Below are 15,065 nucleotides of genomic sequence, written 5' to 3'. Positions count from 1 at the left end.
TGCCGGGCCAGTGATCCGGGCGGCGGCGAACCTCCCTTAGCGGCCATCACCACCATCCGGGTCGAGACCCGGCAGGATTCCGTCTTCCACAGCGCGACGCAGCAGATCGACCTTCGTCGGCGCCGGTCGACCGACCTCCACGTACTTCACGCGGATGCGGTCGAGGTATTCCCGTGCGGTCGAGTACCCGATGCCGAGCTGCTGGGCCGCGAGCTTCAAAGGAAGGCCAGACGCGTACAGGTGCAGGATCTCGCGCTCGCGACGCCCGAGCTGAGCCTTGGCGAAATCACGGTCCGCGTCGATCGCGGTCGCCCATTCGAGGTTGTTGAGCACCTCGCCGCGCGCGACGGTCTCGACCGCCGACATGACGGTCTTCGTCGCGGATGATTTGGGGATGACTCCGGCCGCTCCGGCGGCGAGCGCCTCTCGAACCGAGGCGACCCGATCGGCGATCGAATGGATCAGCACGGCCGAGCCGGTGGCTTGCACCCGCTTCACGTTCTCGGTGACCGTCGAACCATCGCCGAGCGACAGGTCGAGCACGACGACGTCGTTCTCCCGGCCGTAGAGATTGTCGACGAATTCCTGCACGGATGCCGCGGCGAGAATGAAGTCGAATCCGGCTTCGATACAGGCGGCCTTGAGCCCCAGTCTCACCGATTCATGGTCGTCTACGACCGACACCCGTACTGCACTCTGGTGCATTCGGGGTGTGGGTTCCTCTGTTGTGGTCTGCGCCATGGTCGATCCCGTCTGCCCCCGTGTTGCTGGTAATTCAGTCATTCCCCCGGAGACCATGGTACCGGCCACCAGAGCACCCGGAGGCGAGAGCGGCGGCATCCGAGCACGTGTGTCGCAATTGGTCGTCGAGCTCACGCCCCCCTTCTTGCGGATCGAGGGATGCGGCGGTGCAGCGTCACGGCACTGCGGGATCGTCGGTGTCTACGCCTTCGTGAGGGTCGCCACCGCTTCGACGTGGTGCGTGTTCGGAAAGAGGTCGAAAGCCCGCAGCCGGGTGAGCGCGTAGCCTCCGGCGGCGAACAGCGCGACATCCCGCGCCAGGGCCACCGGATCGCACGCCACATAGACAACCTGCGCCGGGTCGAGGGTGAGCAGTTCGTCGACGACGGCCTTGCCCGCCCCCGCACGCGGCGGATCGAGGATTACCGTTCCCGCACCGAGCCTGGTGCGTTCGCTCGGGCTCGCGGTGGATCGAAGCTGCCGCAGGAAGTTGTCCACTCGTGCGGTGACGGCCGCGGCGCCCACCCACTCCGAGAGATTCTCGGCGGCGTGATCGGTGGCCAAGGGGTCGCTCTCCACCGTGGTGATGCGCAGGTGGTTTCCGAAACGGTCCCCGACGGCGGCCGCGAGCAGTCCGACTCCGCCATAGAGGTCGAGATTCGCCGCACGCGGGTCGAACAGACTCGCGTCGATCGCCTCCTGGACGGCGAGAGTGAGGGTCTCCGCGGCATGACGGTGCACCTGCCAGAAGCCGCGGGCATCAAGGCGGAACTCCCGGTCGCCGACCCGCTCGACGATGCGTTGGGCCTTAGGTCGCTCGGCTTTCTCGCCCTTTCCCCGCTCTCGGCTGGGCTTCGGGGCGTTGCCGGTGAGAACGAAGGGATTGCCAGCGCTCGGCACGACCACGTCCACGTGGTCGAAACCGGGGAACCGCTCATCGAGGGGAGTGATCGCCGCGACCTCGGCGGTCGCGAGCGGGAGGTCCGTGACCTCGACGACGTGGTGCGAGCGCGCGGCATACGGGCCGGGCGTGCCATCGGCCGCGACGTGCAGTCTGAGGCGGGTGCGCCATCCCGTGCCATCCGGATTGCCGGGGATCGCGTCGACGGAGACGTCGCTCTCGATACCGGCCATGCGCTTCAGGGAATCGGCGAGCACCTGGCGCTTGAGCTCGCGCTGGTGACCGATCTCGATGTGGCCGAACTCGGCACCGCCGGCACGCTCTTCCGGCGCACGATCGATGGATGCCGCGCCCCAGATGTGCGGCTGGCGGTGTTCGGATGCCGTCACCACGGCCACCGTCTCGGCCCGCCAGAAGGACTTCTTCGAGTCATCAGTAATCCGCGCCAGCACCCGCTCTCCGGGGATGGCGTCGCTCACGAAGATCACGCGGCCCTCGTGCCTCGCCACCGCAACACCCCCGTGGGCTACGTTGGTTACGTCGATCTCGACCTCTGTGCCCAGCAATTCACCCATCCCTCGAGCTTGCCACAGGAGGCGCCGTGCCCCACTCATCCGAGCCTCGATCGCCCACGCGCCTCTACCTCGCCTCCACCTCTCCCGCCCGGTTGGCCACGCTTCGCGCCGCGGGGATCGAGCCCGTTGTCGTGCCCTCGTATGTCGACGAGGATGCCGCGGTGGAGGCCGCAGCGCCGATCACCCCGGTCGACATGGTTCTCCTGCTCGCCCGGCTCAAGGCATCCGCTGTGCTCGGCCCGGAGGTGGACGGGTTCGTGCTCGGCGGGGATTCGGCCTTCGAGCTCGACGGCATCGTCTACGGCAAGCCGCATCTGCCAGAGGTGGCCCGTGAACGCTGGATGCTCCAGCGCGGCCGCACGGGACACCTCCACTCCGGACACTGGCTCATCGATCATCGGGGCGGACGGCTTCGGGGAGCGGTCGGCGAAGTCGCGACGGCCGGGGTGACTTTCGCCGCCGACATCTCCGATCACGAGATCGACGCCTACATCGCCACCGGCGAACCACTCGAAGTGGCCGGCGCGTTCACGATCGACAGTCTCGGCGCGCCCTTCATCACCGCCGTGGACGGTGATCCCCACGCGGTCGTCGGGCTATCCCTGTCGACACTGCGGTCGCTGCTGCTCCAGTTCGACGTGGGCTGGCCGTCGCTGTGGAACCGGTGATCTTGTGGAACCCGTTAAGGAGTCATCCGTCATTTTTGTAGCCCACCACCAAAGGGTGCCCGTCTTCGCCCCATAGGCTAAAGGACTATGCCCCGCATCACGAAGGTCCTGGTCGCCAATCGCGGCGAAATCGCCGTTCGAGTCATCCGGGCCGCGAAGGACTCGGGAATCACCTCCGTGGCCGTCTACGCCGACCAGGATCGGGATGCCCGGCACGTGAAGCTCGCCGATGAGGCCTACGCCCTCGACGGGGCGACCAGCGCGGACACCTACCTGCGCATCGACAAGGTGCTGTCGATCGCCCGGCGTTCGGGAGCGGACGCCGTTCACCCGGGATACGGATTCCTGGCCGAGAACGCGGAGTTCGCCCGCGCCATCATCGATGCCGGACTCACCTGGATCGGGCCGTCGCCGGATGCCATCGAGAAGCTCGGCGACAAGGTCTCCGCCCGTCACATCGCGGAGAAGGTGGGCGCCCCGCTCGCACCCGGGACCCTCAACCCGGTCTCCGGTGCCCAGGAGGTACTGGACTTCGTCGACATCCACGGCCTCCCCGTCGCCATCAAGGCGGCCTTCGGTGGCGGAGGGCGCGGGCTCAAGGTCGCGCGTACCCGCGACGAGATTCCCGAGCTGTTCGAGTCCGCGACGCGCGAGGCGATCGCCGCCTTCGGTCGGGGAGAGTGCTTCGTCGAGAAGTACCTCGACCAGCCGCGACACGTCGAGACGCAGTGCCTCGCCGACGCCTTCGGCAAGGTCGTCGTGATCTCCACCCGTGACTGCTCGCTGCAGCGACGTCACCAGAAGCTCGTGGAAGAGGCGCCGGCGCCGTTCCTCACCGACGATCAGAACGCACTTCTCTACTCCGCCTCCAAGGCGATCCTCCAGGAGGTCGGCTACCTCGGCGCCGGCACCTGCGAGTTCCTCGTCGCCAAGGACGGCACCATCTCGTTCCTCGAGGTCAACACCCGACTTCAGGTCGAGCATCCCGTCTCCGAAGAGGTGACCGGCATCGATCTCGTTCGCGAGCAGTTCCGCCTCGCCGAGGGAGGTGCCCTCGACTACGACGACCCGGTTGCCGAGGGGCATTCCTTCGAGTTCCGCATCAATGGCGAGGATCCCGGACGCAACTTCTTCCCCGCTCCGGGGCCCGTGCACGCGTTGCGCTTCCCCGGCGGTCCTGGTGTGCGCGTCGACAGCGGCGTGACCACCGGCGACGTGATCAGCGGCGCATTCGACTCGCTGCTCGCCAAGCTGATCGTCACCGGGTCGTCCCGCGAAGATGCCCTCGAACGCTCCCGCCGCGCCCTCGACGAGTTCGAGATCGCCGGACTGCCGACAGTGTTGCCGTTCCATCGCAAGATCGTGCGCGACCCGGCCTTCACGTCGTCGCCCTTTTCGATCTACACCCGCTGGATCGAGACCGACTTCGTCAACGACATCGAGCCGTGGAGCGGATCCCTCCCGGATGCGGCGGCCGCAGCCGCACGCCAGACCATCGTCGTCGAGGTTGACGGCAAGCGCATCGAGGTGTCGCTCCCGGCTCGCCTTGCCGCGGCATCCGGGGGCGCCTCTGCCACCCTCGGTGCCGCTCCCAAGCGCCGCGGTGGCGCGGGGGCCGTCGTGACGGCCACCGGCGACTCGGTCAAGGCACCGATGCAGGCCACCATCGTGAAACTCGCCGTCGCCGAGGGCGACACCGTGGTGAAGGGCGACCTGATCCTGGTGCTCGAGGCCATGAAGATGGAGCAGCCGATCGCCGCCCACAAAGACGGGGTCATCGCCAACGTGAGCGCTGCCGTCGGCGAGACTGTGTCGTCGGGCTTCCTGCTGCTCGACATCGTGTCCTGAGCGGCGGCTGCGCCCCGCCGCACTCGCACTAGCCCCCTTCCCCGCATCATTCAGGAACTCCTGTGAGTCACGGTGAAGGAGTGACGCTCGAGGCGTACACGCGACTCTTCAGCCTCACTGGCCCCACACGTTCCTGAATGATGCGAGGCAGCACGGTTGTTCGAAGGGCGGGTGGGTGATCGTCAGTGCAGTGCGGCGAGTGTCGCGAGGATCATCCCCTCGCACCACGGCCAGTCGTTCATGATCCGCTGGTAGGTGAGCCGGATGACGGTGTACCCGCGTGCCACGAGTTCAGCGTCGCGCCGACGGTCGCGTTCGAACGCGATTCGGTCGCCATGGTAGAGCCAGCTGTCGACCTCGATGACGATGCGCGTGCCGACCAGCCCGAAGTCGACCCGACCGACCGAGGCTATCTCCACCTGCTGCCGGTAGGGAATGCCGAGTTGGTCGAGACGCTGGCGCACGAGCGACTCACTTCCGGAATCGCTCCCAAACCGGCAGCGCGATGCCGTGAGTCGATCGGATGCCGAAGCGGCCGCAAAGATCTCGGCGATCCGGGCGGGCGTGCAGTTCGCCACCGCGAGGGCGGTGTCGAGGCACGCGACCGCGGTCTCGGTGTCGCACCAGGCGACCGTCTGGCGAAGGCACTGTTCGAAGGTGGTCCGCCAGCATTCCGGGCCTCGTTCGGCAACGGCCCCTCCGCCAATCCAGTGCAGTGCGATCGGTCGTCCCGAGGAGTCCGGAGTGAGCGTCATCCGGTCGCTGAACGAGGGAGCGACATTTGTGCGCAGACGTGCCGAATTGCGGCCGACGCTGATGTGGAGTCTGGGGTCGAGGCCCGCCCACAGTCCGTATGTCGCCGCGGCACTCGGCCCGGCGAGCAGGCCACCGACCCTCGCAGCGGCGACACGGTCGATGTGCGCCGACGGCGAGGCATAGCGCGCTTGCCGGATGCGTCTTATCCCGCCACCTCGAACGGCACGAGTGAGGTCGGTGCCCGTGAAGCCGATCGCGAGGAGCTGCTGCCTGGTCGCGATGCCGCCGAGGATGTCGATGGCGTGAGCAAGGTCTGTCATCGCGCCAGCGTGGGCTGCCGGCATCCACTCCGCTCGCCCACATCAGCACCCGGTGGAGAAGCATCATTCAGGAATCCCTGTGAGGGAAGGGGCTAACGGGGCACGAGACCACCCCACCGTGCAGTCCCGTAACTCCGGTCACACACCTTCCTGAATGATGAAACCCGCAGGGGCCGAGGTAGCGAGGGGTGTGGGGGCGAGGGGCCTGGGGGCGAGGGAGCTAGTTGACGATGTGCAGTGCGCGCGCGGCATCAGTGATGCTGTCGGAGAGCGACGGGTAGACGGCGAAGGCGCGAGCCACCTGGTCGACGGTCAGCCGGTGTTCGACCGCGATCGCGATCGGGAGGATGAGCTCGGATGCCCGGGGCGCAACGATCACGCCGCCGATGACGGTACCGGAGCCGGTGCGGGCGAACAGCTTGACGAAGCCGTCCTTGATCCCCATCATCTTCGCGCGCGGATTAGAGGCGAGCGGAAGCTTGTAGATGACGCCCTGCGCGATGCCGTCCTCGATCTGCTTCTGCGACCAGCCGACCGTTGCAATCTCCGGCTGCGTGAAGATGTTCGAGGTGACGTTACGGAGCTCCGTGGGGTTCACCGCATCGCCCATGGCGTGGAAGACGGCCGTGCGGCCTTGCATGGACGCGACGGATGCCAGGGGCAGGAAGTCCGAGCAGTCGCCGGCCGCGTAGATCGAGGGCATCGACGTGCGCGCCACCCGGTTCACCCGGATGTGCCCGGAGTCGGTGAGCTGAACGCCCGCCTCTTCCAGTCCGATCCCGGAAGTATTCGGTACCGAGCCGACCGCCATGAGGCAGTGACTGCCCTCCACGGTGCGGCCGTCCGAGAGGGTCGCGATGACGCCATCCGCGGTTCGCAGGATGGAATCGGCCCGAGACTTGGAGAGAACGGTCATGCCGTTGCGTTTGAAGACGTCCTCGATCACACGGGCGGCATCGGCATCCTCGCCCGGAAGTACCTGATCCCGGGAAGAGATGAGCGTGACTTTGGAGCCGAGCGCGGTGAAAGCCGAGGCGAATTCCGCGCCGGTGACACCGGATCCGACCACGATCAGGTGCTCCGGCGTCTCCTTGAGCGTGTAGAGCTGCGTCCACGTGAAGATGCGTTCCCCGTCGGGAATAGCGGAAGGGAGGATGCGGGGACTCGCGCCGACCGAGACGACGATCGTGTCGGCGTTGATCTCGTCGAAGTCGGTGCTGGTCTTGCCCTTGCCGGTCGACACGATGACGCGATTCGGTCCGTCCAGTCGGCCGTCCCCCTGGATCACGGTGACGCCGGCCTTGATGAGCTGGGACTTCATGTCTTCCGACTGCTGGCGAGCCAGGCGCAAGAGGCGCTGGTTGACGGCGGCGAGATTGACGGTGACTTCGGGCCGCACGGGCCTGCCGGACTCTCCGCGCACGAAGAACTGCACCCCGAGGTCGGCCGCTTCGCCGATGGCGTTCGCCGCCTCGGCTGTCGCGATGAGCGTCTTCGAGGGGACGACATCGGTGAGGACGGCCGATCCGCCGACACCCACGCGCTCGACGACCGTGACCTCGGCGCCCATCTGGGCTCCGGTGATCGCAGCTTCGTATCCCCCGGGACCGCCCCCGACGACGGCGATACGTTGCTTTCGCTCGAATTCATAGGACATGCGCCCATTCTCCCGTAGAGAGCGGCGACGCGGCGAATCAGGGCAGCGTCGGCGGCATCCGCGCAACCGAGGCGGCTCTCCCATAGGCTGGGAGGATGCCGAATCCTCTCGACGACAACGCTGCCGACCCCTTCGAGATCGCTGCTCTCGCAGCTGCCGAGATCGCCGAGCGAACCGGTGTCGACCACCATGACATCGCCCTGACACTCGGCAGCGGCTGGGGCAAGGCGGCCGACCTCATCGGCGTGACGACCGCCACGATTCCCGCGGCGGAGATCACCGGGTTCAGCGCTCCCGCGCTCGAAGGCCACGTGGGAACGCTGCGATCCATCCGCCTCGCCGACGGCAGGAATGCACTCGTGATCGGGGCTCGCACCCACTACTACGAGAACCACGGCGTGCGTCGCGTCGTTCACAGCGTGCGCACCGCGGCGGCCACCGGGGCCAAGATCATGATCCTCACCAACGGTGCCGGCGGCATCCGCGAGACCTGGAAGCCGGGCACGCCGGTGCTCATCAGCGACCACATCAACCTCACCGCGGACTCACCGCTCGAGGGCGCGACCTTCATCGACCTCACGGACCTCTACAGCGCCCGCCTGCTCGCGATCGCGAAGACCGTCGATCCCACCCTCGACGAGGGCGTGTATACCCAGTTCCGCGGACCGCACTATGAGACTCCCGCAGAGGTTCAGATGGCGAAGACCATCGGCGGCCACATCGTGGGCATGTCCACCGCCCTGGAGGCGATCGCGGCCCGCCAGGCCGGCATGGAGATCCTCGGACTGTCATTGATCACCAACCTCGCAGCGGGCATCCAGAAGTCCCCATTGAGCCACACTGAGGTACTCGAAGCCGGTCGGGATGCCGAACCGGTGATCTCGGCGCTGCTGGCGCGGATTGTGCAGGAGTTGTAGTGAGCATCATCGACGTCGCACGGGCCTGGCACGACCAGGACCCGGATGACGAGACCCGCACCGAACTCGCTCTGCTTCTGGCGGATGCCGAGGCCGGTTCAGACATCGCACTCGCTCAACTGCACGACCGCTTCGATACCCGGCTCGAGTTCGGCACCGCAGGGCTTCGCGGCCGGATCGAATCCGGCTCCAACCGGATGAACCGCGTGCTGGTGAGCCAGGCTGCCGCCGGATTCGCGAGCTTCCTGGTCTCCCGTGGGGGCACACCGAGCGTGGTGATCGGGTACGACGGCCGCAAGAACTCGAGGGTCTTCGCCACCGATACGGCGGAGTTGATGGCCGGCGCCGGAGTTCGCGCGGTGCTGCTGCCCCGATTGCTGCCGACTCCGGTGCTGGCCTTCGCCGTGCGCGAGCTCGGCGTCAGCGCTGGAGTGATGGTCACGGCGAGCCACAATCCACCCCAGGACAACGGCTACAAGGTCTACCTGGGTGACGCCGACCAGGGCTCCCAGATCGTGCCGCCGCTGGATGGCGAGATCGCGGCGCACATCCTGGCCATCGCCGCCGACAAGAGCGTATTGAACCTGCCCCGCTCCACGGAGTACGAGACCGCCGACGAACGGGTGATCGACGAATACATCCGTCGCACGGCGGCCATCGCCGGGCGTCCCCCCGCTGCGGTGCGCTACGTCTACACCGCGATGCACGGGGTCGGCTGGGAGACGGCGCATCGCGTCTTCCTCGACGCCGGCTTCGGCGAACCCACAGTCGTCACGGCGCAGATCGAGCCGGATGCGGCTTTCCCCACCGTCGCCTTTCCCAACCCGGAGGAGCCAGGAGCGATGGATCTCGCGTTCGATGCGGCCATCACCGCCGACGCCGAACTGGTGATCGCTAACGACCCGGATGCCGACCGCCTCGCCATCGGGATCCCCGACGTTGACGGCGAGTGGCAGCGGCTGAGCGGCAATCAGGTCGGAGCGCTACTGGGCTGGCGCGCGGCCGAGCGGCTCGCCGCGGCGGGCACCTCCGGCACCCTCGCGGCGTCGATCGTTTCCTCCCCCGCCCTCGCCGAGGTGGCGCGCCAATACGGACTCGACTACGTCGACACGCTCACGGGATTCAAGTGGGTGTCGCGAGTGCCCGGCCTCTCCTACGGCTACGAAGAGGCCCTCGGCTACCTCGTCGACCCCGAGAAGGTGCGCGACAAGGACGGCATCTCGGCGGCCGTCGAGTTCCTCGGGCTCGTCTCTGACCTCAAGGCCGTTGGCCGCACCGTCACCGATCACCTCACCGACTTCGCCGAGCGGTTCGGTGCCTTCGCCTCGTCGCAGGTATCGATCCGGATGACGGATCTCGCCGACATCCCACGCCTGATGTCCTCGCTGAGGCAGTCCCCGCCAGAGCGGATCGGCGCGGTGGCCGTTCGACAGGTCGACGATTTCGCGGACGGCTTCGCCGGTCTGCCCGCAAGCGACATCCTGCGCTACCAGCTCGATGACGGATCGCGGGTGATCGTGCGCCCGAGCGGCACCGAGCCGAAGGTGAAGGTCTACATCGACGCGTCGAGCGACGAGGGCACCGCGGCGCACCGGCAGGCGGTCGCCCAGGGCGCTGTCGACCGGCTCGAATCTGCCATGCGCCAGCTAATGGCCGAGCGCGCCTGAGATCCTCTCGGACGCCGCCCGCGCCCGGTCCTCCACCTCCTGGGTGCGTGCCGCGCTGAAGCTCGTGGCGACGTAGGGAACGGTGAGGGCGGCCACGGCCGAGTCTCCACGCCCGAAGACCGGAAAGACGATGTCGGTGATGCCCGGCTGGAGGCTGTCGTCCGCGCGTTCGAAGCCCCGGAGTCGCACGCGTTCGACTCGCTCGCGCGCGCTGCCGGAAAGACCGGACAGCCAGGGTTCCGTCACCGACCCAGCACCGAACGCCGCGAGGACGGCACCGGTCGCGGTGCCCTCGATCGGGAACTCCGAGCCGACCCGCACGCGGAACCCGAAGTTCGCGGGACTCTCCACCTGCGCGAGCACGAGAACCCGGCCGGCCGATAGAACCCCGAGGTTGCAGGACTGCTGCACCTCGTCCACGAAGGAGCGCATCGCCGGAAGCGCGGCGGTCTCGAGACCGCGAAGCGGCTCCTGCCGATGGGCGAGCCTGAACATCTGGACCGACAGCCCGTAGAGCCCCGACCGCTCCTCGCGCACGAGGTATCCACGCCCCTCGAGGGTCTGAAGCACCCGGAAGACCTGGCTGACCGATCGACCGACGGCCTCGGCGATGACAGCCTGGCTGAGCCCGCCGGATCGTGCGGCCAGGAGTTCGAGGATATCGAGGGCCTTGTCCAGGGCCGGAACCGAGTACTCGGGGGCCTGCGACTCGGACCTCCGAGAGTCGAGCGACTGCGCCCCGGAACCCGGTAGTGCGGGCCCGCTCATCGGGATGCCGACATCGCCGCGACCATCCGTCGTGCGATGAGGCGATTGAGGTCGTCGGGCACGGGCTGGGCGCCGGACGGGAGCCCGGCGGCGGATCCGGCGATCCGTTCGAGGGAGAGCGCCTGGAGGAGGAAGCCGAGATCCATCGATTCGAGCGAATTCCCGCGGGGTTCGCGACCGGCCAGATTGACCATGCGCCCGCCGGCGAGAAGCACGACGTGACGCCCGTCGGCGAATTCCACCCGCTCGATCGCGTCATCCACCGGCACGACCCGACTGGCGGAGGCGGTGAGGGCCGGCACGTCGATCTCCCAGTCGAAGTGCCCGCTGTTGGCGAGCACGGTTCCGGATTCGAGCAGGGGGAACTTGGAAGCCCCGATCACCCCCGGACGCCCGGTGGCCGTGATGATCGTCTGCGCCCATCCCGCTAGCTCGGCGATCGGTGCCACCCGATAGCCGTCCAACGCCGCCTCGAATGCCTTGAGGTCGTCCACCTCGGCGATCGCGACCCGGCCGCCGAGCGCGCGAAGGTACTGGGCGATACCGCGGCCGCACCAGCCGTAGCCCACGACGACGTAGCGGCGGCCGGGCACCATCAGCCCGGTGATACGCATGAGACTCTCGACGACGGACTGTCCGACGGCGTGCCGATTCTCGCCGATCGCCTTGAGAGGGCTGTCGTTGATGACGATGACAGGAAAGGGGATGTGCTCGACGAGTTCGCCGCGCAGCCGGTCGGCACCCGACGTCGTCTCTTCAGTCGCGCCGATGATGCTTGCGGCGACACCGCGTTCCACCACTCCGGCGATGAGGTCCGCCCCATTGTCGAGGATCATGTCGGGGTTCGCGTCGAGCACACTCGCCACATTGGCCCTGTGCTGTTCGATGGTGTCGTCCCGTCTTCCGAACACGACGAGACCCTGCTCGCGCAGCACGGCCACCATGTCGTCCTGGGTCGACCCATGATTGCCGGTCGCCACGACCTCCGCCCCGCCAGCAGCGAGCACTTCGAGCAACACTGCGGTCTTCGGATCGAGGTGGATCGCGACGCCGATCCGGCGCCCGGCGAAGGGCTGGGATGCTGCGAATTCCTTCCGTGCGGCCGCGAGGAGCGACATCCGCGACCGGATCCATTCCAGCCGCTGATGGCCGCGTTCGACGAGTTCACTGCACATGGGCGTTCCTCACTCGGACGGGATGACTTCCGCCGAGCATACGCCTATGAAAGCAGTTTTTATATATGAAACTTCAGCCGAGTGCCTCTTCGAGCTTCCGAGCCAGCTCCGCGGTGTCGAAGTAGTTCTCGATCACGATCACATCGGCGTTCGTCGGTCCGATCGCGTCCACGAATTCGGCAGAGGTGAGGATGACCTGGGCGTCCGCCGCATCGCCGCTGAGGCTCGAGAGATGGGCGGCCGTGACATCCGCCTCCAGGCCGAGCCGCGCGAGCACCCGCTCCGCGTTCACCTTGAGGATGCCGGAGCTGCCGATCCCCGCCCCGCAGATCGCAACGATCTTCACGAGCGGTTCCCCATGATCTGCAGCACCTGGGAGACTGAAGTCGCGGCCGCGAGCTGGGCGATCGCACTCGAGTCGTTGAAGACGTTCGCGAGCTCGGCGACCGCCTCGATGTGCGTGTCAGCCGACTTGATCGCGAGGCCGAGCACCACACTCACCGGGTCGTTGTGCGGATGCCCGAAGGACACCGGAGTGGCGAGCGTCACCACGGCGAGGCCGTCGGTCAGCACATCCGGTCCGGGGCGTGCGTGCGCGAGCGCGAGCCCCGGCGCGATCACGACATAGGGTCCGTGTTCGTCGATCATGCGGATCATCTCATCGGCATAGCCCGGTCGGGTGGCACCGGAGGCCGTGAGGGCGCGGCCGGCTAGCCGCACGGCTTCCCGCCAGTCACCGGCCTCGGCTCCCACGATGATCGCCGATTCGGCGAGAAGGGGAAGGGGCATCAGGCCCGCTCGAAACCGGCGCTGATGCGATCGGCCAGCTCTTCACGCTCTTCGAACGGGAGGAAGGTGGATCCAGCGGCATTGAGTTGGAACACCTCGAGGTCGGTCAGGTCGTAGTCGAAGGTCTCCGCGAGCAGAGCGAGCTCGCGACTCAGCGAGGTGCGGCTCATCAGCCGGTTATCGGTGTTGACCGTCACACGGAAGCCGAGCTGGTAGAGCAGGTCGAAGGGGTGATCGATGAGTTCGTCGCCCCATTGCGCGATCGCGCCCGTCTGGAGGTTCGACGAGGGACTCAACTCGAGCGCGATCTCCCGATCCTTGACCCATTGCGACAGCCGCCCGAGCTCGACGTAGGTGTTCTCGTCGTCGGAACGGTCCACTGTGATGTCCTCGGCGAGGCGCACGCCGTGCCCGAGGCGCAGCGCGCGGCCGTCGAACAGCGCTCCACGAATACTCTCGAGGCCGTCGGCCTCACCCGCATGCACCGTCGTGGGAAAGAAATGTGACGCGAGGTAGTCGAAGGCCTCGCGGTGGTTGCCAGCGGGGAATCCGGCCTCTGCCCCCGCGATGTCGAAGCCGACGACCCCGTTGTTGCGGTGTCGCACGGCGAGTTCGGCGATCTCGAGCCCGCGATCGGCGTGACGCATAGCGGTGATCAACTGCCCGATCCGGATGCTGCGGCCGGCCTCGGAGACGGCGTCGATGCCCTCTTCGATGCCTTCCTGCACCGCTTCGACGGCCTCGTCGAGGGTGAGACCGCGGGAAAGGTGCTGTTCGGGAGCCCAACGGATCTCGCCGTAGATCACGCCGTCGGCATCGAGGTCCTCGACGAACTCGCGGGCGACGCGCGTGAGCCCCGCCGCCGTCTGCATCACAGCGGTGGTGATGTCGAAGGTCTTGAGGTACTCGACAAGCGAGCCGGAATCCGCCTTCTCGGCGAACCAGTCGGCGAGCGCCACGGCATCCGTCGCGGGAAGCTCGAAGCCGATCTCGCCGGCGAGTTCGATGATGGTCTGTGGACGGAGGCCCCCGTCGAGGTGGTCGTGAAGTGAGACCTTGGGCAACGCGGTGATGTTCGCGCCGCCGCCGGGCATGAAGAAGTCTGAGGAGGTCATGCCCCAAATCTATCGGGTGCCACCGGCCGCTAACCTGACGGAATGGCCAAGAAGATCATTCTGGATTGTGACCCGGGGCACGATGACGCGATCGCCTTGATCCTTGCTCACGGTAGCCCCGAGATCGAGCTGGTCGCGGTGACGACGGTGCACGGAAACCAGACCATCGACAAGGTCACCCGCAACGCGCTGGCAATCGCCCGGATCGCCGGAATCACCGGCATCCCGTTCGCCGCCGGCGCCCACCGGCCGCTGGTGCGCACCGCGGAAGTGGCAGAGTCGATCCACGGCTCATCCGGCCTCGACGGACCGGAGCTCCCCCAGCCCCTGTTCGCGCCCGATCCGCGGCACGCCGTCGATCTCATCATCGACACGATCATGGCTGCGCCTGCCCAGACCATCACCCTCGTGCCGACCGGCGCGCTCACCAACATCGCCCTCGCCGTGCGGAAGGAGCCGCGCATCGCCTCTCTCGTGAAGGAGGTCGTGCTGATGGGCGGCGGTTACCACGTCGGCAACTGGAGCGCCGCTGCGGAGTTCAACATCGTGATCGATCCGGAGGCGGCTCACATCGTCTTCAACGAGAGCTGGAAGCTCACGATGGTGGGGCTGGATGTCACGCACCAGGCCCTCGCGACCCCGGAGGTCGTCGCGGCCATCGCCGCCGTCGATACCGCGCCGGCACGGTTCGTCGTCGAGCTGCTCGACTTCTTCGGCTCCACCTATCGGCAGGCACAGGGCTTCGAGCATCCGCCCGTGCACGATCCGTGTGCTGTCGCCCTCGTCATCGACCCGAGCGTGATGACCGTGGTGCGCGTGCCGCTGGACATCGAGCTGGCCGGCACGCTGACCCTGGGCATGACGGTCGCCGACTTCCGCACCGAGGCGCCGGAGGAGTGCACCACCCATGCGGCGACCGCACTGGATGTCCCGCGCTTCTGGGGCATGATCGTGGATGCCCTGGTGCGCATCGGCGACCCGGCCCGGTAGCAGCACGTTGCCCGCACTGCTCGCATTATTCAGGAACGTGTGGGACTGGAGTGAACCTCGAGACCGGTGAGGCCTCGATCTGACACTCCATCCACTCAAGCCCCACTTGTTCCTGAATGATGAAAGCACAACCGTGCAGTCCCATCGGGAGAGCGCTTGCTCATCATTCAGGAGCTTC

The 15,065-nt window shown here is 67.3% G+C and carries 14 protein-coding genes; 5 read left to right on the top strand and 9 right to left on the bottom strand.

The genetic code is table 11. The features are described 5' to 3' along the window. Window positions 1–36 precede the first annotated feature (36 nt). Both VLI63_RS14310 and VLI63_RS14305 read right to left on the bottom strand, forming a co-directional pair. Window positions 37–741: a response regulator gene (locus tag VLI63_RS14310; protein ID WP_409157533.1), complete on the bottom strand. Its 705-nt coding sequence runs from the start codon at window positions 739–741 to the stop codon at window positions 37–39. A 201-nt stretch (window positions 742–942) separates the two neighbouring features. Then, on the bottom strand, window positions 943–2,217 hold the full coding sequence (locus VLI63_RS14305; protein ID WP_409157532.1) for a class I SAM-dependent RNA methyltransferase: 1,275 nt from the start codon (window positions 2,215–2,217) through the stop codon (window positions 943–945). A 26-nt stretch (window positions 2,218–2,243) separates the two neighbouring features. Between VLI63_RS14305 and VLI63_RS14300 the strand changes: the two genes are divergently transcribed. After that, on the top strand, window positions 2,244–2,885 hold the full coding sequence (locus VLI63_RS14300) for a Maf family protein (RefSeq protein ID WP_409157531.1): 642 nt from the start codon (window positions 2,244–2,246) through the stop codon (window positions 2,883–2,885). A gap of 87 nt (window positions 2,886–2,972) precedes the next feature. Beyond that, window positions 2,973–4,733 carry an acetyl/propionyl/methylcrotonyl-CoA carboxylase subunit alpha gene (locus VLI63_RS14295; RefSeq protein ID WP_409157530.1) on the top strand — a complete coding sequence of 587 codons (1,761 nt, stop codon included), beginning with the start codon at window positions 2,973–2,975 and terminating at the stop codon, window positions 4,731–4,733. Window positions 4,734–4,915: 182 nt separating this feature from the next. Here VLI63_RS14295 and VLI63_RS14290 read toward each other — a convergent pair whose 3' ends face one another. Beyond that, window positions 4,916–5,809, bottom strand: coding sequence for an endonuclease domain-containing protein (locus tag VLI63_RS14290; RefSeq protein WP_409157529.1), 894 nt, complete (start codon window positions 5,807–5,809; stop codon window positions 4,916–4,918). A gap of 220 nt (window positions 5,810–6,029) precedes the next feature. Next, window positions 6,030–7,466 (bottom strand): NAD(P)H-quinone dehydrogenase, encoded by a 1,437-nt coding sequence (locus VLI63_RS14285; protein ID WP_409157528.1) that lies wholly within the window; start codon window positions 7,464–7,466, stop codon window positions 6,030–6,032. Between the two features lie 95 nt (window positions 7,467–7,561). On the opposite strand from VLI63_RS14285, the gene VLI63_RS14280 reads away from it, so the two are divergent. Both VLI63_RS14280 and VLI63_RS14275 read left to right on the top strand, forming a co-directional pair. Further along, on the top strand, window positions 7,562–8,383 hold the full coding sequence (locus VLI63_RS14280) for a purine-nucleoside phosphorylase (protein WP_409157527.1): 822 nt from the start codon (window positions 7,562–7,564) through the stop codon (window positions 8,381–8,383). Continuing rightward, complete coding sequence (locus tag VLI63_RS14275) at window positions 8,383–10,050, top strand: phospho-sugar mutase (RefSeq protein ID WP_409157526.1); 1,668 nt, start codon at window positions 8,383–8,385, stop codon at window positions 10,048–10,050. Before VLI63_RS14280 ends, VLI63_RS14275 begins: the two co-directional genes overlap by 1 nt. Here VLI63_RS14275 and VLI63_RS14270 read toward each other — a convergent pair. The 5 genes from VLI63_RS14270 to VLI63_RS14250 all read right to left on the bottom strand — a co-directional run bounded on the left by VLI63_RS14270 (window position 10,030) and on the right by VLI63_RS14250 (window position 13,897). Further along, window positions 10,030–10,818 (bottom strand): IclR family transcriptional regulator, encoded by a 789-nt coding sequence (locus tag VLI63_RS14270; protein WP_409157525.1) that lies wholly within the window; start codon window positions 10,816–10,818, stop codon window positions 10,030–10,032. The genes VLI63_RS14275 and VLI63_RS14270 overlap by 21 nt on opposite strands. After that, the gene (locus VLI63_RS14265) at window positions 10,815–11,993 is read right to left on the bottom strand and encodes an adenosylhomocysteinase (RefSeq protein WP_409157524.1); all 1,179 of its coding nucleotides are present in this window, start codon (window positions 11,991–11,993) and stop codon (window positions 10,815–10,817) included. The genes VLI63_RS14270 and VLI63_RS14265 overlap by 4 nt, the downstream gene beginning before the upstream one ends. A gap of 73 nt (window positions 11,994–12,066) precedes the next feature. Beyond that, window positions 12,067–12,339 (bottom strand): PTS sugar transporter subunit IIB, encoded by a 273-nt coding sequence (locus VLI63_RS14260; protein WP_409157523.1) that lies wholly within the window; start codon window positions 12,337–12,339, stop codon window positions 12,067–12,069. Next, complete coding sequence (locus tag VLI63_RS14255) at window positions 12,336–12,782, bottom strand: PTS sugar transporter subunit IIA (protein WP_409157522.1); 447 nt, start codon at window positions 12,780–12,782, stop codon at window positions 12,336–12,338. Before VLI63_RS14255 ends, VLI63_RS14260 begins: the two co-directional genes overlap by 4 nt. Next, window positions 12,782–13,897 carry an adenosine deaminase gene (locus VLI63_RS14250; RefSeq protein ID WP_409157521.1) on the bottom strand — a complete coding sequence of 372 codons (1,116 nt, stop codon included), beginning with the start codon at window positions 13,895–13,897 and terminating at the stop codon, window positions 12,782–12,784. Before VLI63_RS14250 ends, VLI63_RS14255 begins: the two co-directional genes overlap by 1 nt. A gap of 42 nt (window positions 13,898–13,939) precedes the next feature. On the opposite strand from VLI63_RS14250, the gene VLI63_RS14245 reads away from it, so the two are divergent. Next, complete coding sequence (locus tag VLI63_RS14245) at window positions 13,940–14,887, top strand: nucleoside hydrolase (protein WP_409157520.1); 948 nt, start codon at window positions 13,940–13,942, stop codon at window positions 14,885–14,887. Window positions 14,888–15,065 lie beyond the last annotated feature (178 nt).

This window comes from Lacisediminihabitans sp. H27-G8, assembly GCF_046156175.1.
Classification (GTDB): Bacteria; Actinomycetota; Actinomycetes; order Actinomycetales; family Microbacteriaceae; genus Lacisediminihabitans.
The sequence above is the reverse complement of the archived record's forward strand: the minus strand, read 5'-3'. Positions and strand labels throughout refer to the sequence as shown.